Source organism: Bradyrhizobium sp. JR4.3 (assembly GCF_040547695.1).
Taxonomy (GTDB): Bacteria; Pseudomonadota; Alphaproteobacteria; order Rhizobiales; family Xanthobacteraceae; genus Bradyrhizobium; species Bradyrhizobium canariense.
In genome coordinates this window covers 412,425-432,647 of sequence record NZ_JBEPQF010000003.1, presented here as the reverse complement: position 1 = coordinate 432,647, position 20,223 = coordinate 412,425, and the positions used below count along the sequence as shown (strand labels likewise).

At 65.5% G+C, this 20,223-nt stretch carries 16 protein-coding genes; 6 read left to right on the top strand and 10 right to left on the bottom strand.

What is annotated here, in order from left to right; genetic code table 11:
• The 5 genes from accB to ABIB91_RS08010 all read right to left on the bottom strand — a co-directional run bounded on the left by accB (window position 1) and on the right by ABIB91_RS08010 (window position 4,582).
• The gene (gene accB / locus ABIB91_RS08030) at window positions 1-489 is read right to left on the bottom strand and encodes an acetyl-CoA carboxylase biotin carboxyl carrier protein (protein WP_354167593.1); all 489 of its coding nucleotides are present in this window, start codon (window positions 487-489) and stop codon (window positions 1-3) included.
• A gap of 37 nt (window positions 490-526) precedes the next feature.
• On the bottom strand, window positions 527-994 hold the full coding sequence (gene aroQ / locus ABIB91_RS08025; protein WP_007591609.1) for a type II 3-dehydroquinate dehydratase: 468 nt from the start codon (window positions 992-994) through the stop codon (window positions 527-529).
• A gap of 228 nt (window positions 995-1,222) precedes the next feature.
• Window positions 1,223-2,098: a DUF1236 domain-containing protein gene (locus ABIB91_RS08020; RefSeq protein WP_354167596.1), complete on the bottom strand. Its 876-nt coding sequence runs from the start codon at window positions 2,096-2,098 to the stop codon at window positions 1,223-1,225.
• Window positions 2,099-2,298: 200 nt separating this feature from the next.
• Window positions 2,299-3,066, bottom strand: a complete 768-nt coding sequence (locus ABIB91_RS08015; protein ID WP_354167599.1) for a DsbA family protein — start codon at window positions 3,064-3,066, stop codon at window positions 2,299-2,301.
• A gap of 112 nt (window positions 3,067-3,178) precedes the next feature.
• Window positions 3,179-4,582, bottom strand: coding sequence for a M48 family metalloprotease (locus ABIB91_RS08010; RefSeq protein ID WP_007591606.1), 1,404 nt, complete (start codon window positions 4,580-4,582; stop codon window positions 3,179-3,181).
• Between the two features lie 202 nt (window positions 4,583-4,784).
• Between ABIB91_RS08010 and ABIB91_RS08005 the strand changes: the two genes are divergently transcribed.
• From ABIB91_RS08005 to ABIB91_RS07995, 3 genes are all read left to right on the top strand, one after another.
• Window positions 4,785-5,972, top strand: a complete 1,188-nt coding sequence (locus tag ABIB91_RS08005; RefSeq protein WP_219682597.1) for a pyridoxal phosphate-dependent aminotransferase — start codon at window positions 4,785-4,787, stop codon at window positions 5,970-5,972.
• Window positions 5,973-6,059: 87 nt separating this feature from the next.
• Window positions 6,060-6,614, top strand: a complete 555-nt coding sequence (locus ABIB91_RS08000; protein ID WP_063992558.1) for a biotin transporter BioY — start codon at window positions 6,060-6,062, stop codon at window positions 6,612-6,614.
• Between the two features lie 83 nt (window positions 6,615-6,697).
• Entirely contained in the window at window positions 6,698-8,032 is a 1,335-nt protein-coding gene (locus ABIB91_RS07995; RefSeq protein ID WP_354167604.1) for a dicarboxylate/amino acid:cation symporter, read from the top strand.
• A gap of 26 nt (window positions 8,033-8,058) precedes the next feature.
• Here ABIB91_RS07995 and ABIB91_RS07990 read toward each other — a convergent pair whose 3' ends face one another.
• The gene (locus ABIB91_RS07990; RefSeq protein WP_007591600.1) at window positions 8,059-8,937 is read right to left on the bottom strand and encodes an SDR family oxidoreductase; all 879 of its coding nucleotides are present in this window, start codon (window positions 8,935-8,937) and stop codon (window positions 8,059-8,061) included.
• Window positions 8,938-9,026: 89 nt separating this feature from the next.
• On the opposite strand from ABIB91_RS07990, the gene ABIB91_RS07985 reads away from it, so the two are divergent.
• Entirely contained in the window at window positions 9,027-9,863 is an 837-nt protein-coding gene (locus ABIB91_RS07985) for a helix-turn-helix transcriptional regulator (RefSeq protein ID WP_354167607.1), read from the top strand.
• 71 nt (window positions 9,864-9,934) lie between these two features.
• On the opposite strand, the gene ABIB91_RS07980 is transcribed toward ABIB91_RS07985, so the two are convergent.
• From ABIB91_RS07980 to ABIB91_RS07970, 3 genes are all read right to left on the bottom strand, one after another.
• Window positions 9,935-11,167, bottom strand: a complete 1,233-nt coding sequence (locus ABIB91_RS07980; RefSeq protein ID WP_354167610.1) for an NAD(P)/FAD-dependent oxidoreductase — start codon at window positions 11,165-11,167, stop codon at window positions 9,935-9,937.
• 17 nt (window positions 11,168-11,184) lie between these two features.
• A complete protein-coding gene (locus ABIB91_RS07975) occupies window positions 11,185-12,411 on the bottom strand; it encodes an MFS transporter (protein WP_354167613.1) in 1,227 nt (408 codons plus the stop codon).
• A gap of 84 nt (window positions 12,412-12,495) precedes the next feature.
• The gene (locus ABIB91_RS07970) at window positions 12,496-13,992 is read right to left on the bottom strand and encodes an amidase (protein ID WP_354167616.1); all 1,497 of its coding nucleotides are present in this window, start codon (window positions 13,990-13,992) and stop codon (window positions 12,496-12,498) included.
• A 208-nt stretch (window positions 13,993-14,200) separates the two neighbouring features.
• Here ABIB91_RS07970 and ABIB91_RS07965 point away from each other — a divergent pair, with 208 nt between their 5' ends.
• Entirely contained in the window at window positions 14,201-14,884 is a 684-nt protein-coding gene (locus ABIB91_RS07965) for a helix-turn-helix domain-containing protein (RefSeq protein ID WP_007591591.1), read from the top strand.
• Window positions 14,885-14,949: 65 nt separating this feature from the next.
• Here the strand turns inward: ABIB91_RS07965 and ABIB91_RS07960 are convergent, their stop codons facing one another.
• Window positions 14,950-18,024, bottom strand: coding sequence for an Rne/Rng family ribonuclease (locus tag ABIB91_RS07960; protein ID WP_502916954.1), 3,075 nt, complete (start codon window positions 18,022-18,024; stop codon window positions 14,950-14,952).
• Between the two features lie 704 nt (window positions 18,025-18,728).
• Here ABIB91_RS07960 and ABIB91_RS07950 point away from each other — a divergent pair.
• Entirely contained in the window at window positions 18,729-20,021 is a 1,293-nt protein-coding gene (locus ABIB91_RS07950; protein ID WP_354167625.1) for an N-acetylmuramoyl-L-alanine amidase, read from the top strand.
• Window positions 20,022-20,223 lie beyond the last annotated feature (202 nt).

Here is a 20,223-nt window from a genome sequence, read left to right as displayed (position 1 = left end):
TCACTCAATGATCACGAGCGGCTCGCCGTACTCGACCGGCTGGCCATCCTCGATCACGATCTGCGTCACCGTGCCGGCGCGCGGCGAGGGGATCTGGTTCATGGTTTTCATGGCTTCGATGATCAGCAGCGTCTGGCCGACCGAGACCTTGCTGCCGACCTCGATGAACGGCTTGGCGCCGGGCTCCGGCGCCCAATAGGCGGTGCCGACCATCGGCGAGGTCACGGCGCCGGGATGCTTCGACAGGTCGGCAGCGGCAGGTGCGGCGGCAGCTGCGGTCGCCGGGAGGGCGGCGGGGGCGGCCGCCGTCTGCATCGGCATGGTCGCGGCGACGCTGATGTTGCGGGCGACGCGCAGGCGCAGGCCGGCACGCTCGATCTCGATTTCGGTGAGGCTGGTCTCATCAAGCAGCAAGGCGAGCTCGCGGACGAGGGCGGAATCCTCGCTGGAAAACTTTGCGGCTGCTTTGTCGTCTGGCTGGCGCGCCATGTTGTTTGATCCGAATGTTCTGTGTGAAGGGGGAGCGTCAGGCTTTGGGCTTGATGCCGAGCTTGGCGGCAAGGCCCTGGATGGCGAGGCGGTAGCCCTCGATGCCGAAACCGCAGAGCGAGGCGAACGCCGCGCGCGCGGTGTAGGAGTGATGCCGGAAATTCTCGCGGGCGTGGATGTTGGTGACGTGCACCTCGACCGTCGGGATCTGCACCGCCAGCAGTGCGTCGTGCAGCGCGATGGATGTGTGCGAATAGCCGCCGGCATTGATGATGATGCCCTTCATCTTGCGGGCGTGTGCCTCGTGGATGAAGTCGATCAGCTCGCCTTCGCGGTTGGACTGCCGGCAGTCGGCCTTGAGGCCGAACGTGGCCGCCGTCTCCCGGCACAGCGCCTCAACGTCGGCCAGCGACGCATGCCCGTACTTCTCGGGCTCGCGCGTCCCCAACATGTTGAGGTTCGGCCCGTTCAGGACAAGGATCGTGTCGGTTGCTGGTTCGGCCATTCCAATCCCGCAAGAGGTGCTTCGGCGTGGCGGGGGTTATAGGTAACAAAGCGCGTGAGGGGAAGCCTTGAAGGACCTCCGAGGTGGCTTCAGATGCCTCATCCGGGGTGCAAAAATCTGTGCGCAAGCTACGGAAATTGCTTGTTAACCAGTCCGAAGCATGGCTGCCGGCCGAACGGCAAAGGGGCGGGCATTGCTGCCCGCCCCCGATGGTTGCCGGGTATCGTCTTACGTGTTCAGGACAGCCACGATCTCATAGGTGTCCGGATTGACGATCACGATCTCGTCCTTGACCAGGACGTAGCGATAGGTCCGCCATTCCGGATAGATCGTCACGACACGGGACGGCAGGGTGTGCAGCTCGACGCCCTCGCGCGGAATGCGAGTGCCGACCGAGATCGAGAAGTTCACGTTCGTCACCGGACGCACATGCTCCTCGCGGATCACCGAGGTGATCTGCGTGCGTTGCTCGGTCGAGAGCTTGGCGCCCGCGCCGGCCTGACCGACCGTCGTGTTGGTGCTGCTCTGACCCTGCGCATTCTGGTTGGTGCTGGTGCCGGTCTGGCCCTGAGCGTTCTGGTTGGTGCGCGTCTCGGTACCCTTCTGGTTCTCGGCATTGTTGGTGCTGCTGGTGCCGCTCTTGGCGCCCTCAGCCTTCATGTCCTTCTGGTCCTTGGCGCCGGTCTTGCTCGAGTCCTTGCTCGTGTCCTGACTCATGCTCTTGGACTTGTCCTGCTGACCCTGCGCGCGTTCGTCGGTGCGCTGGCCCTTGGTAGCGCCGGACTTGTCCTCAGCCGCGTTCTTGTTCATCTCGCGGCCGGAGTGCTCGTCCTTGGTCGCGCCGGAGGATTTGTCCTCGGCGGACGCGCCGGACTTCATGCTGCTGGAGCCGCCGGCCTGGCCGACGGTGCCCTTCTCATGGGCGGATTCCTTACCCATCGAGCCGCCGCGTTCGGCGGCGCCGCCGGAAGGCTGCGAATGCTGCATCTGCGCACCACCGGCGCCGCCACCGCTGTCGCGGTTCATGGTGCCCTGTGCGTTCGCCAGACCGGTGCCCGCGACGAGCGCGAGTGTGGCAACCGAGATCATAAAGCGGTTAGACATGGAATTCTCCTCACGTGTTCGTTTGCGTCATTGCCCGCGCCGACAACGAAAGGAGATTTGAGTTGTTCCGGAACTTCGGTGGTTCCGAGGCTTTTGTTTGTTGAATGCCAGATGAATGCGCGCGCCAGATTTCGGCGCAATGAAAAGGCCGGCGTTTCAGCCGGCCTTTTGCGTGCGTGAGTTGTAGAGCAAATCGCTTATTAGCAAGTCGCTTTGCCGCAGCGGGCCACAGCGATCTTTTCCTTCAGGCTTTCGACACCGACGGCGCCGACAACGATCTGCTTGCCGATGACATAGCTCGGCGTGCCGTTCATCCCCATCGCTTCGGCGAGCTTGAAGTTCTCCTCGATGGTGGTGCGTACCTCGGCGCTGCCGATGTCCTTCTCGATCTTCGCGACGTCGAGGCCGGCTTCCTTGGCCGCCTGAAGTGCGCGCGCCTTGTCGGCCGCACCACGACCGCCGAGCAGCTTCTGGTGGAAGTCGAGGTACTTCTTGCCGGAGGGATCCTGCATGCGCACGGCGACCGCGACCTGCGCTGCTTCGACCGAGCCCTGGCTCAGCACCGGAAACTCCTTCAGCACCACTTTCAGCTTCGGATCGGCCTTCATGAGGTCGAGCATGTCGCCCATCGCGCGCTTGCAGTAGCCGCAATTGTAGTCGAAGAACTCGACGAAGGTGACGTCGCCGTCCTTGTTGCCGAGCACGACCTGGCGCGGCGAGTTGAAGATCGCATCGGAATTCTGGGCGACGCTGGCTTCGTGCTTCTGCGTCTCAGCCGCGGCCTGGCGCTTGGTGAGCTCGGTCATCGCTTCCTCGAGCACCTCGGGATGGGTGACGAGATAGTTCTTGATGATCGCCTCGATGTCCGTGCGCTGGGCATCGGAGAAGCTGTCGGCCGACGCGGGCACGGCTGCGCCGAACATGGCGAGCGCAAACAGCGCGGGAGCAAGCAGGCGCAGCGAAGGCATAGGCAAATCCTCTTATCCAAAGCAGGTTCGGAAAACGTCCCGGCGGACTTAAGCTCGGTGTCGTGACGTCGTGGTGCAAGGCGTCGTAGCGTAAGGCGTCGTTCTGGTCTTGTCAGTTGCGCGGCGGTTTCGACGCCACGATGTCGTCGGCCTTGACCCATCCGGGCGTGCCGACGGCGAAACGGGTTTTCGCGCGCGTCGCAAGCTCGCGGGCGGTCTTGTTGTCGCCGCGCAGATAAGCGGCCTGGGCCGACGCCAGATCGGCCTCGGCATAGTCGCCCTTCCGGCCATAAGCCATCGCGAGCTGCATGTAGCCGAGCACGGCCTCCGGTTCCCGTGCCACCGCGGCCCGGAGAATCCGAACGGCGTCATCGGTGTAGGCCTTATTATCGGACCCAACCAGAGCCTGCCCAAGTAACATCTCGATGAGGGGCGCGTTGTTCGAAAGTGCGACAGCCTTGCGCAGGGCCGGAATCGCCTCGGCCGGCTTGCCGCCCTCCAGCAGGGCCTGGCCGCGCACCTCGTAAAAATACGCATTGTTGGGCTGGACCTGGATCAGCGCGTCGATCTGGGTGAGCGCGCTACGCAAATCCCCGTGCAGATAGGTGCTGATGGCGCGGGCGTAGCGCGCCGGCAGGCTGTCGTTGGTCAGGGGATAGCGACGGTACACCGTCTCCGGCCGCTCCATGAAGGCGGAGATCTTGGCGCGCACCATGTCGTGGCGCAGCTGAAGCGCGGGATCGTCCTTCTTGTCCCAATAGGGGCTGGCGCTGGCGAACTCCTGCAGTGAAGCGACGCGCTCGGCGGGCATCGGGTGCGACTGGAGATAGGGATCGGCGCCCCGTGCTGCGAACAGGCTCTCGCTGGTGAAGCGCTTGAAGGTCTCGTACATGCCCTTCGGCGACTGCTGGGTCGCAGTCAGGAATTTCACGCCGGCGCGATCGGCGTTCTCCTCCTGCTGCCGCTGGTAGGACAGCAAGGTACGGCGGATCATCTCCTGCGGGCCGGCGAGGGCGGCGGCTCCGGCATTGGCAAGGCCATTGTTGCCGGCGCTGCCGCTGCCGCGGGTGCTGCCCACGGCCATCGCACCGGCGCCGAGCAGCATGGCGATGATCATCTGGGTCTGGGCATTGGCGAGCTGCTCGCGCAGCTTGGACAGATGGCCGCCGGCCAGATGCCCGGTCTCGTGCGCGAGCACGCCGATGATCTGGTTCGGCGTCTCCGACTGGAGGATCGCGCCGTAATTGACGAAGATGCGGCGGCCGTCGGCGACGAACGCGTTGAACGAGCCCTCGTTGACGATCACCATCTGGATGTTCTGCTTCTCCAGACCGGCGACGCGCAGGATCGGGCGGGTGTATTCGCGCAGCAGCTGCTCGGTCTCGGTGTCGCGCAGGACCGGCGGCCCCTTGGCCTGCGCATGCGCGGCCGAGAACGGCGTCAGCGCGATCGCAGCCGCCGCGAGGAGGGAGATGAGGGCGGTGGCCTTCTTGCGCAATGCGATCTGGAACAACATCAAGCGGTCTGGGTCAAAGGGTCTTGTCAGCAGGCTGGTCGAGCAGTTTCGTGATTGGTTTTGACGATTGGCGGCGGACCGGATACGCGATATGCCCTTTTGAGCCGTTCCCCTTATGAGCCGTACAATGCGGCCAGTCTGGGGCGCAAGAACCCCGTTCTCAGGCCGGACGGATCAGTCCGCCAGCGAATAGCAGAAATCGATGCACGATGCGACCTTGAGGAACCGGTTGGGGCAGTGGCTTGAGCCCTCCCGCCGTAGCGATGTTCCCCCGTTCATGGTGATGGACGTCATGGCCGCGGCGGCCCGGATCGAGGCGGCCGGGGGCCATGTCATCCACATGGAGGTTGGCCAGCCCGCCGCCGGCGCGCCGAAGACCGCGATTGCGGCCGCCCATGCGGCGCTCGAGGCAGGGCGGATCGATTATACCTCCGCGCTGGGCATCCCCTCCTTGCGCGCGCGCATCGCGCGGCATTATCGCGATGCCTATGGCTGTGACGTCAGCCCCGAGCGAATCGTGGTGACCACCGGCTCCTCCGGCGGGTTCATTCTGGCTTTCCTGGCGATGTTCGAGCCGGGCGACCGCGTCGCCGTGACGGTGCCGGGTTATCCGCCGTACCGTCATATTCTCACCGCGCTCGGCTGCGAGCCGGTGCTGATCGAGACTACGAACGAGACGCGCCATGCGCTGACCGGCGAGGCGCTGCTGGTCGCCCATCGCAAGGCGCCGCTGAAGGGCGTGCTGGTCGGCAGCCCGGCCAATCCGACCGGGACCATGATGTCCCGCGAGGCGCTCGCAGGCCTGATCGCTGCGGCGGAAGACGCGGGCATCCGTTTCATCTCGGACGAGATCTATCACGGGCTCGACTACGCGTTTCCCGCGGTGACGGCTGCGGCGCTGTCGGACCACGCGCTCGTGATCAACTCGTTCTCGAAGTATTTCTGCATGACCGGCTGGCGCGTCGGCTGGATGGTCGTGCCCGAGATTCTGGTGCGGCCGATCGAGCGGCTGCAGCAGAACCTGTCGATCTCGGTGCCGTCGCTGTCGCAGATCGCAGCCGAAGCGGCCTTCGACGGCGCGGCCGAGATGGAGGAGATCAAGCACGGCTATCAGGAAAACCGGCGCATCCTGATCGAGGGATTGCCCAAGGCCGGCCTGACCAGGTTTCTGCCGGCCGACGGCGCGTTCTATCTCTATGCGGACGTCTCGGACTTCACCTCAGACAGTTTCGACTTCGCCAAGCAGATGCTCGAACAGGCCCATGTCGCGGTCACGCCGGGGCTCGATTTCGATCCCATCCATGGCCGTTCATTCATACGGCTCTCTTATGCGCGTTCGGCTGCGGAGATGCGGGAAGCAGTTGACCGGATCGCTCACTGGCTTAAATAGCCGCCAGTTTTCGACAGCCTTCTGGAGTGCAACTTGTCTGACCGTTCCGTCCCGTCTACCGCCACGCATTCTCCTCTCGCCGCATTGATGTGGCCAGTCCGGCCCGGTGAAACCGTCGGCGCCTTGCGCGCTGTCGTGCTGATTGCGCTCGGCACCGCCTTGATGGCGCTGTCAGCCAAGGTGAACCTGCCGCTGCCTTACGTGCCCATGACATTGCAGACGCTGGTCGTGTTGATGATCGGCGCCGCCTATGGCTGGCGGCTTGGCAGCGCAACCATGATTGCCTACCTCGCCGAGGGCGCAATGGGCCTGCCGGTGTTCGCCGGTCCCGTTGGTGGAATCGCACCGCTGGTCGGCCCGACCGCGGGCTATCTGTTCGGCTTCATTGGCGCCGCCTTCGTCACCGGCTGGCTCGCCGAGCGCGGCTGGGATCGCAGCGTCATGCTGCTGTTTGCGGCCATGGCCGTCGGCCACATCCTCATTCTGGCCGCGGGCTTTGGCTGGCTGGCCTTCGGCCTCGGCCTTGGCGCCGCAAAGGCTTGGCAGGTCGGCCTGATGCCGTTCGTTGCGGCGTCGTTGGTCAAGAACGCGCTGGGCGCGACGTTGATGCCGGCGATACGCCGGGTGGTCGATCGCGGGTAAAGCGCGCAATAACGAGCAGTTCCGATTGACAGGGCCGGCCAAGTTGATCTTGGCTGGCCCGGCGTTTGAGGGGGAGTGAAACAATGACGACGACAACGATGGTGGGGGCGCCGGTCGCGCCGCCCGCCGCCAAGCCGTGGTACAAGGTACTTTATATCCAGGTGCTGATCGCGATCGTGCTCGGCGCCATCGTCGGCTGGCTCTGGCCGTCAATCGCCACCAACGAGTGGATCAAGGCACTCGGCGATGGCTTCATCAAGCTGATCAAGATGGTGATCGCGCCGATCATCTTCTGCACCGTGGTCTCGGGCATCGCCCATATCCAGGACGCCAAGAAGGTCGGCCGCATCGGCGTCAAGGCGCTGGTCTATTTCGAGATCGTCTCGACCTTCGCGCTGGTGATCGGACTCATCATCGGCAATCTGGTGAAGCCGGGTGCGGGCTTCGGCGGCGCCGCCGCCAACGCGCAGGCCGTCGCCAACTACGCCAAGCAGGCCGAAGGCCAGAAGTCGGTCGACTTCGTGCTGCACATCATTCCGGACACCGTCGTCGGCGCCTTCGCGCAAGGCGAGATCCTGCAGGTGCTGCTGTTCTCGGTGCTGTTCGGCTTCGCCATCATGGGGCTCGGCGAACGCGGCCACACCATCCGCAGTTTCATCGACGACGCCGCGCATGCGGTGTTCGGCGTCATCTCCATCGTGATGCGCGCGGCGCCGATCGGCGCCTTCGGCGCGATGGCCTACACCATCGGCAAGTTCGGCACCGGGGCGATCCTCAACCTGATCGGCCTGATAGCGACATTCTACCTGACCGCGGCGCTGTTCGTGTTCGTCGTGCTCGGTATCATCGCGCGCTTCGCGGGCTTCTCCATCTTCAAGTTCCTCGCCTACATCAAGGACGAGCTGCTGATCGTGCTCGGCACCTCGTCCTCGGAAAGCGCGTTGCCGTCCTTGATGGAAAAGCTCGAGCGCCTCGGCTGCTCGAAGTCGGTGGTCGGCCTCGTGGTGCCCACGGGCTATTCGTTCAATCTCGACGGCACCAACATCTACATGACGCTGGCGACCTTGTTCATCGCGCAGGCGCTGGGCTTCGATCTCACCTTCGGCCAGCAGCTCACCATCCTGGTGGTGGCGATGCTGACCTCGAAGGGCGCCTCCGGTATCACGGGCGCAGGCTTCATCACGCTGGCGGCGACGCTCGCCGTGGTCGATCCGCGCCTCGTGCCGGGCATGGCGATCGTGCTCGGCATCGACAAGTTCATGAGTGAGTGCCGCGCGCTGACCAATCTGTGCGGCAACGGCGTTGCCTGCGTGATCGTCGCCTGGTGGGAGGGCGAACTCGATCGCGACAAGCTCAACGCCAACCTCGCCAGGCAGATCGATCCGACCGACATGGAAACGGCTGTCACGACGGACTGATCTGCATTTGACGGTGCCGGGCGCCGTCAGATCTTGAAGTAATAGGGCTGGTCGAGATCCTCGATCAGCCCTTTTTCTTGCGGCGACCAGCCGAGAGCAGCACGCGTCTTCGCGCTCGAGGTCGGAACGTCGGCGCCCGCGAACTGTGCGAACCAGCCGAAATGCGCGGTCGCTTCCTCGGGCGATTGGGACACCACGGGCACGCCGAGCCGCCGGCCGATCACTTCCGCAATCGCCTTGAACGGCACGCCTTCCTCGGCGATCGCGTGATAGTGCTTCGCGGTTGCGCCTTGCTCCAGCGCCAGCCGGTAGACGCGCGCGGCATCGAAGCGGTGCGCGGCGGGCCAGCGGTTGCTGCCATCGCCGACATAGACCGATACGCCTTTCTGGCGCGCGAGGTTGATCAGGATCGGAACGAAGCCGTGGTCGCCCTCGCCATGCGTGGAGGGCGGAAGACGCACAACGGCGGCGCGGACGCCGGCCAGGGACAGCGCGGTCGCTTCCGACACGCGCGGAAAGCGCTGCGCCGACACATCGTCCTCGGTGGCGAGGCGGCCGGGCGCAAGCAGCGCGACGCCGGAGGTGACGATGAGAGGGCGACCGGAGCCCTTGAGCTCCTCGCCGATCGCCAGGATCGCGTGGCGGTCGAGCTCGCAATTGTCCAGAAACTTCGAGAAGTCGTGGTTGAAGCCGAGGTGCAGGACGCCGTCGGAGGCGGCCGCGCCGCTGCGCAAGGACGCGTGATCCTCCAGCGAGCCGCGGTGGATCTCGGCGCCCATCGCGGCGAGCGTCGCGGCTCCCGCGTCGGAGCGGGCGAGGCCCGTGACCCGGTGGCCGGCAGCGATCAGGTCGCGAACGACGGCGGAGCCGACGAAGCCGGTGGCGCCAGTGACGAAAACACGCATGAGTATCTCCAGGGTTGGTGGAGACGACCATCCGCGCTAGGATTATCCGGGTAAAGTAGTGACATTATCGGGGTATAATAGCTAACAGGATGAGCGAGACCGCTTCAGCCGAAAACCTGCTCGGGGCCTACCTCAAGGACCGCCGCACCCGGCTCGATGCCACCGCGTTCGGCTTCGCGGGTAGCCGCAGGCGTACGCCGGGACTCCGCCGCGAGGAGGTGGCGCAGCGCGCCAATATCAGCCCGACCTGGTACACTTGGCTCGAGCAGGGCCGCGGCGGCGCGCCGTCGCCCGATGTGCTCGACCGCATCGCGCGAGCGCTGATGCTGACCGATGTCGAGCGCGAGCACCTGTTCCTGATCGGCCTCGGCCGTCCGCCCGAGGTGCGCTACCAGGCGAGCGAAGGCGTCTCGCCGCGGTTGCAGCGGGTGCTCGATGCGTTCGCGTTCAGCCCGGCGCTGGTGCGGACCGCGACCTGGGACGTCGTCGCCTGGAATCGTGCCGCAAGCGCCGTGCTGACCGACTACGGCGCGATCCCGCCGGGACAGCGCAACATCCTGCGCTTCATCTTCTGCGATCCGCGCGTGCGCGCCGCGCAATACGATTGGGACAGCGTGGCGCGCTTCGTGGTCGCGGCTTTCCGGGCGGACGCCGCGCGGGCCGGCGCAGTCTCGCATGTCGCCGATTTTGTCGACGAGCTGTGCCGGACCAGCCCGGAATTCGCCGCGCTCTGGCGCGACAATGACGTGCGTTACCACGGCGACGGCACCAAGCGGCTGCGGCACCCCGTTCACGGCACGATGTCGTTCGAATATTCGAGCTTTATCGTCGAGGGACGCTCCGATCTCAGCATGATCGTCTACAACCCCGCGACTCCCGACGACGCCGAACGCATCAGGACACTGCTCGCCGAGCGCGCCGACTGACGGAAGTTGCGAACTCGCGCGTTCAACCTGCATCTGGCGACGCGCACGCGGTGCTTGCCGTCAACCCTGATCTAGAACCGCTCCGGCCGGTACGGCGTCGGATCGATCGCCGGTGTTTCGCCGCTCATCATCTCGGCGAGGAGGCGCCCGGTCGCGGGTCCCAGCGTAAAGCCCTGGTGGCCGTGGCCGAAGTTCATCCAGAGGCCGGGATGGCGTGGGGCGGGGCCGAGCACCGGCAGCATATCGGGCGTGCAGGGGCGGGTGCCGAACCATGGGTCGGGCTCGACCCGCTTGCCGAGGTCGATCAGCTCGCGCGCGGAGGCTTCCGCGCTGGCGAGCTGCACGGGCGTTGCGAGCGCGTCCAGGCCGGTCAGCTCCGCGCCGGTGGTGATGCGAATGCCTTTGGCCATTGGACCCATGGCGTAGCCGCCGGCCTTGTCGACCAGCGGCAGATCGAGCGAGGCGCCGCCGCTGTAATGCATGTGGTAGCCGCGCTTGCGCACCAGCGGGATGCGATAGCCGAATTTGAGCAGGAGATCGGGCGACCACGGCCCGAGCGTCACGACGGCGTGGGCGGCGTCGACGCGCCCATGGTCTGTCTTGACCGACCAGCCGGTGGCGGTCTGCTGCAGGCTTTGGGCATCACCGAGCACGATGGTGCCGCCGAGGCGCTCGAACAGATCGGCATAGGCCGTAACCAGAGCGCCGGGATCAGACACAGTCCAGGTGTCGAGCCAATGGATCGCGCCGGGCAGGTCGTCGCGCAGGACAGGTTCGGCCTTGGCAAGCTCGATGCCCGAGAGCGCACGAAACCTCACGCCGAATTCGCGCTGGTCCGCTTCCGCCGCCTTGACGGCGAGATCGAACGAGGCAGCGTCGCGATGCAGGTGCCGGTATCCCGCGCGGCGGATCAGATTGTCGGCATGGGCTTCGCGAATGAGGATGTCGTGCTCCGCCGTCGCGTAGGCGATCAGCCGCGCCCAGGCGTCGATCGCCTCGCGATGCCGCTTCGGCGCCGAATGCCACCAATAGCGGAGCAGGGGTTCGATATGAAGATGAAGAGATGACAGGCTGTAACGCACGTCGTTGGTGCGGCCGGTCGCGATCTTCAGGAGCGTGGCGAGGTCGCGCGGCATCGGATAGGGGCGCACCGCTTCCGCCTGGATCATCCCGGCATTGCCGTAGCTGGTCTCACGGCCCGGCTCCCTGCGGTCGATCAGCGTGACGGACCAGCCGCGCTGCTGGAGGTGCAGCGCCGCGCTGACGCCGATCATGCCGCCGCCGAGGACGATCGCGCTTTGCATCGGAAGAAATTCTCCTGTCAGGCCGTCTGCGGCATGAGCTTCGGCTGGGCCGTGTTGATGGTTGCGGCGACCACGACTGATAACGCCGTCATCGCCACGAGAAAGCCGAAGGCTGCATCGAACGATCCGGTTCCGGTCACGATGAAGCCGATCGCGACGGGGGCGACGAAGCCCGCGCTCTGGCCGCCGAGGTTGACCATGCCGATGCCGGATCCGATCTGGTCGTCGCGGAGCAGCTTGGTCGGGAGCGCAATCACCGAGGCCAGCACGAAGGATTTGAAGAAATAGACCACCGACTGGTAGGTGATCAGCATCGCGATCGTCTCCGCCTTGTACATGGCGTAGAGGAAGATGCCGGTCAATGCGGAGGCGCCGATTAGCAGATATTTTTCGCGCTCGGCGAAGAAGGTCGTCATCACCCAGCCGCCGATCGCGGTCGCGATCGTCGCCATCACGAACGGGATCGGCGCCACGATGCCGACGGTCTTGAGGTCGAGCCCGCGCTGCTGGAGCAGATAGAGCGGCATCCAGGAATCCAGGCCCTTGTTGACGCAGCTGAGGCCGAACCACACCACCATCAGCTGCCACAGCAGCGGATTCTTCATGAGCTCGCGCATCGGTGCACGGTTCTCGGCTTTCGTCCCGGACAGGTTCGGATCGTTCGCGCCCGGGCGGCCCAGATACGGGACGAAGACGAAATAGGCGACCGCGAAGACGATGCCCGCAATGCCGATCGCGTTGAAGGCATGGCGCCAGCCGAGCCAGAGGATCAACGGCGCCATGATCAGCGGCGCGATCATGCTGCCGGCATAGTTGGATGACAGCAGCAGCGCCGACATCTTCGGCCGGCTGTCCTTCTTGAACACCTCCGCGACGGCGCGGATGCTCGCCGGCGGGAAGCCGCCCTCGGCGATGCCGAATAGGAAGCGGATCGCGATCAGCGAGGTGAGCGACCAGGCCAGACTCGTGAACGCCGTGAACAGCGACCACATCACGATGGTGATGATCACCACATATTTCGATCCGAAGCGGTCGGAGAGCCATCCGCCCGGCACCTGCATCGCGGCGTAACCGAGGAAGAACGCGCTGATGACGATGCCGAGATCTGCGGCCTGGAGGTTGAAGTCCTTGCCGATCTGCGCCAGCGCCAGCGAGATCGCCGCGCGGTCAACATAGGAGATGCAGTAGGCGACGTAGAGCAGGACGAATGCGATGACGCTGGTCTTCCTCGGCAATTCCGTCATCCTCGTCTCCATCGCGCCGCCAGGGCTGGTATCGGTCGTTGCCGAGTTCAGGTCATGCCCGAGTTCTGATCATTCCCACGTTCTTCATTCCCAAGTCAGGAAGCCGGGTGCAGCCGAGAGCGGCGGCGCCACGGCAAGCCGGGCCAGATCGGGCGCCGGCCGGCACAATTGCGCGTCGCCGGCGAACGCTGCTTCGAGGCTCGCGGCCACCGCGAGCACGGCGGCGTCGCCGCCACGCTGACCGACGATCTGCAGGCCGAAAGGCAGCCCGGCTTCATCGAGGCCGAGAGGAATGCTGATGGCGGGATGGCCGGGAAGCGTCACGGCATAAGCGAGCGCCAGCCAATGGAAGTAGGATTTCGTTGCTACCCCGTCGATCTCCGCGGGATGCGGCTCCGACCACGGCCGCGGACTAAGCGTGATGGTGGGGCTGATCAGCACGTCGCAGCTTTCGAAGAAGCTTTGCCAGGCGCGATAGATCCGCGTCTGCGTCGTTGCGGCGCGCGCGTGATCTTCGAGCGTGTAGCCGAGGCCTTCCTCGACATTGGCACGGACATTGGGCCCGAGCATCTCGGGCCGCTCCTTGTAGTTCTTGCCATGCGTCGCCAGGAACATGCCGGCGCGCAGCACGGCGAAGGCGTCATCGGCGCCGGAGCAATCCGGCGTCGCCTCGCGGCATTCGGCGAAGAGAGGTGCAAGCTTGCTCACGTGCTGACGGAACACGCGCCGGATCGCCTGCTCTGTCGGGGCAAAGCCGAAGTCTTCGGTGAAGGCCAGGCGCAGCCTGCCGAGTTCTGCGGGGCGCGGCGCGGCCCAGCGTTCGGCATGCCCGCGCACGGGCTCGCCGGGCAGCGTATAGGCGAGCGGATCGCGGGCATCGTCGCTCGCCATCACCGACAGCATCAGCGCGGTGTCGGCGACATTGCGCGCCATCGGCCCGTCGGTCGACAAATTGGACCAGCCGAACACGCGCTTCTCGCTGGCGACGAGGCCGAAGGACGGGCGCATGCCGACAATGCCGGCGAAGCCGGCCGGATTGCGCAAGGAGCCGCCGGTGTCCGAGCCCGAGGCGAGCGGAGCCATGCCGCAGGCGAGCGCCACCGCCGAGCCGCCGGAGGAGCCGGCCGCCGAGCGCATCGGATCGAACGGATTGCCGGTCGCCCCGAACACGGGGTTGCGGGTGTTGCCGCCGGCCGCCCATTCCGGTGTGTTGGTCTTGCCGAAGATGATGGCGCCAGCCGCGCGCAGCCGTGCCACCGAGCCCTGGTCAGCGAGTGGGACGTTGTCCCTCAGCAACGGACTGCCATAGGTGGTGCGCAGTCGAGCGGTGTCCTGGGTGTCCTTGATGAGAACGGGGAGCCCGTGGAGGGCGCCATGATCCTCGCCGCGCAGGATGGCGGCCTCGGCTTCCTTGGCAGCGGCGCGAGCGCCAGGCTCGTCCAGTGTCACGACGGCATTGACGGCGGGATTGACGGTGGCGATCCGCGACAGGCACGACTCCAGCAGCTCGACGGGCGAGATGTCCCGGGCGGACAGGCGGCGGCGCAGCTCAACGGCGCTGGAATCGCAAAGGTCGGACAATGCCAATCCCTTTCAAAATTTGAAAACGATTTAGCATATCGGAAAGTGGAGGCCGCGCACCAATATTCGTCAGAACCGGCCATTTCATGCACAAATGCTGGTTTGCCTGCCCAAACGGCGACCAGATGCGGAACCCAGGGCCGGCTTCAGTCGAAAAGATTAGGTGGATCGATCAAACATTTTTCTGCCGCCGTGATAGCCTCGCTGGATGAGCGAGATCGTGACGACGCCGGAGGGCGCCAACTCCCAGCTGGGCCAATGCCTCAAGGCTGCCCGCCAGGCGCGGGGGCTGACGCTCAAGCAGGTGGCGGAGCGGACCGGCATGGCGCTGTCGACCCTGTCCAAGGTCGAGAACGGTCTGATGTCGCTGACCTACGACAAGCTGCTCCAGCTCACCTCCGGCTTGAAGATGGAGATCGCCGAGCTGTTCAATCCGGTGCCCCCGCGTCCCGAGCAGAGCAGACCGGTCACGGCGCGACGGAGCATCAGCCGCGCCGGGCAGGGGCAGGTGATCACGACCGGATTCTACACCTACACCTATCAATGCACCGATCTGATCGGCAAACGCATGGTGCCGATCCTGGCCGAAGTCAGGGCGCGCTCGCTGGAGGAGTTCGGTCCGCTGCTGCGCCACGCCGGCGAGGAATATTTCGTGGTGACGAGCGGACGCGTTGCCGTCCACACCGAGTTCTACGCGCCGGAGATCCTGGGCGAGGGCGACGGCATTTATCTCGACAGCACCATGGGCCACGCCTACCTCAACGCCGGCGAAGGGCCTGCTGCGACAGGCGTCTGCCTTTGCACCAGCGAGGCGCCTGACCTCTACGATCAGCTCCGCAGGATCGCATCGCGCGACGTGGCGCCGATCGAAGGCGATCCACCGTCGCTCTGAACAGCAAAGAGAGCGTGGAACGAAAAACGCCCGGCCGAAGCCGGGCGTTTTTGATTGGGGCTCGTCTATTCGCCGCCGCCGAAGCGGCGCGACCACCAGCCGGCGCGACGCGGTGCGGCCGAGGTTTCGCTTGCCGCTGCGGGCGCGGGCTCCGGAGCCGGTGCGGGCGGGGCAACCGGCTCGGCCGCCTGCGTGACCGGTGCCGGTTCACTCTGGCTGCTCGACAGGAAGCTCACCTTTTCGCGAACCGTCGAACGGCGTCGTGCGGCCTTGTCGTCGGCGTGCTCTTCGTCCGCGGCAGCAGGAGCCGGCTCAGGCCTGGCCGTTGCCTCAATCCGTGCTTCGGCCCGCGGCTCAGGCTGGGTGACCTGAGGTTCCGACGTGTGCTCGGCCTGCGCGATCGAGGGCGCAGCCTCGCCGCTAAAACCGTCGAAATCGGCGACTGCATCGGTCGCTTCCGACGGCGCACTGGCCGCGAGCTCGTCGCCGATGGAGCCGGCGAGACCTTCCTCGCCAGGACCACGACGCCGACGTCCGCCACGGCGACCACGCCGGCGACGGCGATCGGCGCTGCCCTGCTGCTCGCCACGGGCTCCCTGTTCCTCGCCTTCCTCGCCATCCGGCTCGGCCTCGGCATCCTCTTCGCCTTCGCCGGCCGCCATGGCCGTCTCGGCAAGAGCGGGAGCGCCATCCTCGCGCGTCTCCTCGTCGCGCGGGCCACCGCGACCGCGGCGGCGACGGCGACGCTTGCGGCGCTGGCCGTCCTGCTCGGTAGCGGCGTCGCCTGCGGTTTGCTCCTCGGCGAGACCTTCGGTCTCTTCGGTCTCGACCTCGGATTCGGTCTCCGGATCGAATTCCTCGTCTTCATAGGCCTCTTCGACCAGGGGCGGCGGGCTTGCGGCCGCCTGCGCCGCCAGCAGAGCCTTGGCGGCTTCCAGCGTATGCACCTGCTCGCCGCGGTCGATGACATAGGCCTGCGGCCCGTTGACGCTCGGGTCGGCGATGACCGACAACGTGACCTTGAAGCCGTTCTCGAGGTCGCGCAGATGGCCGCGCTTGTGGTTCAGCACATAGAGCGCGACGTCGGTGCGGGTGCGGACCACGAGGTTGTGGGTCGCGCCCTTCATCAGGATCTCTTCGAGGCCGCGCAGCAATTGGAGCGCAACCGAGGACACCGAGCGCACATGGCCGGTGCCGCCGCAATGCGTGCAGGGATCGGTCGAGGACTCCAGCACGCTGGCGCGGATGCGCTGGCGCGACATTTCGAGCAGGCCGAAATGCGAGATGCGTCCGACCTGGATCCGCGCGCGGTCCTGCCGGAGGCAATCGGACAGCTTGCGCTCGACCGCGCGGTTGTTGCGCTTCTCGTCCATGTCGATGAAGTCGATGACGATCAGACCGGCGAGGTCGCGCAACCGAAGCTGACGCGCAACCTCCTCGGAGGCTTCGAGATTGGTCTTGAGCGCGGTGTCCTCGATATGATGCTCGCGCGTCGAACGACCGGAGTTGACGTCGATCGAGACCAGCGCTTCGGTCTGGTTGATCACGATGTAGCCGCCGGAGCGCAGTTGCACGGTCGGCGAGAACATCGCATCCAGCTGGCTTTCGACGCCCATGCGCGAGAACAGCGGCTGGCCGTCACGATACTGCTTCACCGCGCTCACATTCGCCGGCATCAGCATCTTCATGAAGTCGCGCGCTTCACGGTAACCGGATTCACCGGCAACTGAGATCTCGTCGATCTCCTTGTTGTAGAGGTCGCGCAGCGAGCGCTTGATCAGCGAGCCTTCCTCGTAGACGAGGGTCGGGGCCTGCGACTTCAGCGTCATATCGCGCACCGTCTCCCACATCCGGATCAGGTACTCGAAATCGCGCTTGATCTCGGGCTTGGTGCGGGCGGCACCCGCGGTGCGCAGAATGATCCCCATGCCCTCGGGCACGTCGAGATCCTGCACCACTTCCTTCAGGCGCGAACGGTCCTGCGCGCTCGTGATCTTGCGGCTGATGCCGCCGCCGCGTGCGGTGTTCGGCATCAAGACGGCATAGCGGCCGGCGAGCGAGAGGTAGGTCGTCAGCGCCGCGCCCTTGTTGCCGCGCTCTTCCTTGACGACCTGCACCAGCATCACCTGGCGGCGCTTGATGACTTCCTGGATCTTGTATTGGCGGCGGGGACGGAAGGTGCGCTCCGGCACTTCTTCCAGCACATCGTCGCCGCCGACGGATTCAACGACGTCCTCTTCGGCTTCCTCGTCGTCCTCGTCTTCGTCGTCATCCTCGGCCGTCGCTTCGGATTCGTGATGCGGAGCCTGCGCATTCTCGCCGGAGGCGTATACGGCGTCGGCAGGTTCAGTAGCCGACGTCACGGCCTCGGCAAGATCGTCGGCGTGTGGGTCGGAGGCAAACTCCTGCGGCTCGGCAACGGCTTCGGTGGCGACCGCGGGCTCGGCGCCGATCGCTGCGACAGGCGCCGGTGTCTCGTCGGCATGATCATGGTCGTGATGGTCGTGCTCGCCATGATGATCGTGGTCGCCATGGTCGTGGGCGTGATGATCGTCACCATGGGCATGATGATGGTCGTCGTGGTCATGCCCTTCGTGGTCATGTGCTTCGTGGCCGTGATGATCGTGGCCTTCGTGCTCGCCGTGATGCTCTGCGCCGGCGTGCAGGTGCTCGCCCTCGTGCGAAGCGCCTTCGGGCAGGGCCTCGCCCTGGACCTGCCGGGCCGCGGGATCGGTGCCTTCGACGATTTCGCTGCGGACGCGCTCGCCATGGCTACGGCGGCGGGAATTGCGGTGGCGGGAACGGCGGCGGCCCTGAGAGCGGTTCTCGCTCTCTTCCTCGGCCTCGCGATGGGCCTGCTCTTCGGCTTCGATCAGAGCCTGCCGGTCGGCAACCGGGATCTGGTAGTAGTCGGGATGGATTTCGCTGAAGGCGAGGAAGCCGTGGCGGTTGCCGCCATATTCGACGAAAGCGGCCTGGAGCGAGGGTTCGACCCTTGTGACCTTGGCGAGGTAGATATTCCCGCGCAGTTGCTTGCGTTGCGCGGTCTCGAAATCAAACTCTTCGACGCGATTGCCGCGGACCACGACGACCCGGGTCTCTTCCGGGTGGGTGGCATCGATCAACATCTTGTTGGGCATGTCTTAACTCTTGGCGGCGGCGGGCGCGATTCACCGGGGGCGCCATCAGCGCTGCCGGGTGACGCGACGGTCCACCTGATTCGGGGGTGAGGGGAAGGCCGAAACGCCGTCTCTCGCGCCTTGCCGAACCGGAAGCCGGAGCACCAAAGTGGCGCGCGGAATTTTCACTCCGCAGCGTCGCGAATGGTCCTTCAGAATTGGTCGGCACAGTCTGGCGCATCAAGCGTCGGCCCGTATGAAACATTGGGCGGCGGGGCCGCCCCTCAATCAGTTGCTGTTGGCCAGGCATGGCGCGAGCGCGCTCGCCTTGGGTATTACGAACCGCTCCCTTGGGATTAAGGGACCGGGTAACGGGTCGCGCCGCTGTCAGAACCGTCCCGGAAACGTGGTGGTAACCGGGAACCGTCCGCCGCCGGGGCTTGCCCCGCTCCACCTTGCTGCCGCGCACCGCGCTGGACTTAGAGGGGAACGGAAAAACGCTGGAATTCCCAAACCTTGAGAGTTCCGGCGCTGCACCGGGAGGCTGAATGCGACACAACCGGAAATATCGGCCGTCAGCATTCCGTACATACGTGGATTGGGCCATCCGTGCAAGGAGCGTCGCACGGCGGTCACAGTCAGCGAGTTTCGCGTGTCCGTCATTAAGGATCGTTTAACCCTGTGGTTCTATTGCGTTAAAGAGGCTGCTCGGAGGCACGGAATCGGTGGCGAGCCGCGCAAATCAAAGGATCTTGCTGGGATGCGTGCTGCTCTGCGCGGCAGCATTGCCCTGTGCTGATTCCTCGCGCCTGAAGGCTGCGGAAAGTCAGCCTCAACCCGCTGTTGCATCAGCGAATTTTCCGACGGCCTCGGCCGCCCGGCTGGCCGGTGACGGCAGGCAAACCCGCTTTGTCCTCGACATCGACCAGACCGTTAGCTTCCGCGCCGTCACCTTGGCCGACCCGTATCGGGTGGTGGTCGACGTTCCCCAGGTCAATTTTCAACTCCCCGCCGGCACCGGGTCCGGCGGACGGGGACTGGTCAAGGCCTTCCGCTATGGGCTGGTGATGCCCGGCGGCTCCCGAATCGTGTTCGACCTGACGGGCCCGGCCAAGATCGCCAATTCCTACGTGGTGGAGGCTGCCAACGGTCAGCCCGCGCGACTGGTGCTCGAACTGGAGGAGGTCGAGCGCACCGCCTTCGTACCGTCGCTGGCTCCGGAAAACCGTCCTGAGCTGCGGCCGGCAATTGCCGATCCGCCGCCCGCGACGGTTCCCGCATCTGCACATCCTGAAGCCGGGCAGAAGGCCGATGGCCGCGCGGTGGTCGTCATCGATCCCGGCCATGGCGGCATCGACAACGGCACCCAGTCGAGCGGCGAGAGCGAGAAGAATCTGGTGCTGGCCTTTGGCCTGGCTCTGCGCGAACGGCTGGAAAAGACCGGCAAATATCGCGTGGTGATGACACGCGACGACGACACCTTCATCCCGCTCAACGACCGGGTCAAAGTCGCCCGCAGCCTCAAGGCGGCGTTGTTCGTCTCGATCCATGCCGACGCGCTGCCGCGCGCCGAGGGCGATGCGCAGGGCGCGACCATCTACACGTTGTCCGACAAGGCCTCCGACGCCGAGGCGCAGCGGCTGGCGGACGCGGAAAACCGGGCGGACGCCATCGCCGGCTTCAACCTCGCGGAGGAGCCGACCGATGTCGCCGACATCCTGATCGATCTCACCCAGCGGGAAACCCGCACCTTTTCAAGTCGTTTTGCCCACCTGTTGATGGGCGAAATGAAGTCGACCGTGCGGATGCACAAGCATCCCCTGAAATCGGCCGGCTTCCGGGTGCTGAAGGCGCCCGACGTGCCGTCGGTCCTGGTCGAGATCGGCTATGTCTCCAACAAGGGCGACCTCGAGCATCTGGTCTCCGAGGGATGGCGTTCGCGTGCCGTGGGCTCGATGGCACAGGCGATCGACGGGTTTTTGGCGAAGCGGATGGCCACGGCCGGATCGTCAAATTGACGACCGGGGGATCGCCGAACTGACGATCGGGATCATCCAATTGAGAGTGATTTTCCGTCCCGCCGCAAAAGCCCTAGTTTGGCCACAGCGGGCGCTCTATAAAAACGCCGCAGGGGGTTCCGGAATCGGCGAGAATCCCGCTCGGCAAGCGTCTTGGGTCCGGCACTGATAGTATTGAGTAAGGCCGGTGAATTCGCGATGG

Bases quoted from the DNA above. Each gene is read 5' to 3' on its own strand.
- accB (WP_354167593.1), bottom strand. From the start codon at position 489: ATGGCGCGCCAGCCAGACGACAAAGCAGCCGCAAAGTTTTCCAGCGAG.
- aroQ (WP_007591609.1), bottom strand. From the start codon at position 994: ATGGCCGAACCAGCAACCGACACGATCCTTGTCCTGAACGGGCCGAAC.
- ABIB91_RS08020 (WP_354167596.1), bottom strand. From the start codon at position 2,098: ATGTCTAACCGCTTTATGATCTCGGTTGCCACACTCGCGCTCGTCGCG.
- ABIB91_RS08015 (WP_354167599.1), bottom strand. From the start codon at position 3,066: ATGCCTTCGCTGCGCCTGCTTGCTCCCGCGCTGTTTGCGCTCGCCATG.
- ABIB91_RS08010 (WP_007591606.1), bottom strand. From the start codon at position 4,582: ATGTTGTTCCAGATCGCATTGCGCAAGAAGGCCACCGCCCTCATCTCC.
- ABIB91_RS08005 (WP_219682597.1), top strand. From the start codon at position 4,785: ATGCACGATGCGACCTTGAGGAACCGGTTGGGGCAGTGGCTTGAGCCC.
- ABIB91_RS08000 (WP_063992558.1), top strand. From the start codon at position 6,060: ATGTGGCCAGTCCGGCCCGGTGAAACCGTCGGCGCCTTGCGCGCTGTC.
- ABIB91_RS07995 (WP_354167604.1), top strand. From the start codon at position 6,698: ATGACGACGACAACGATGGTGGGGGCGCCGGTCGCGCCGCCCGCCGCC.
- ABIB91_RS07990 (WP_007591600.1), bottom strand. From the start codon at position 8,937: ATGCGTGTTTTCGTCACTGGCGCCACCGGCTTCGTCGGCTCCGCCGTC.
- ABIB91_RS07985 (WP_354167607.1), top strand. From the start codon at position 9,027: ATGAGCGAGACCGCTTCAGCCGAAAACCTGCTCGGGGCCTACCTCAAG.
- ABIB91_RS07980 (WP_354167610.1), bottom strand. From the start codon at position 11,167: ATGCAAAGCGCGATCGTCCTCGGCGGCGGCATGATCGGCGTCAGCGCG.
- ABIB91_RS07975 (WP_354167613.1), bottom strand. From the start codon at position 12,411: ATGACGGAATTGCCGAGGAAGACCAGCGTCATCGCATTCGTCCTGCTC.
- ABIB91_RS07965 (WP_007591591.1), top strand. From the start codon at position 14,201: ATGAGCGAGATCGTGACGACGCCGGAGGGCGCCAACTCCCAGCTGGGC.
- ABIB91_RS07960 (WP_502916954.1), bottom strand. From the start codon at position 18,024: ATGCCCAACAAGATGTTGATCGATGCCACCCACCCGGAAGAGACCCGG.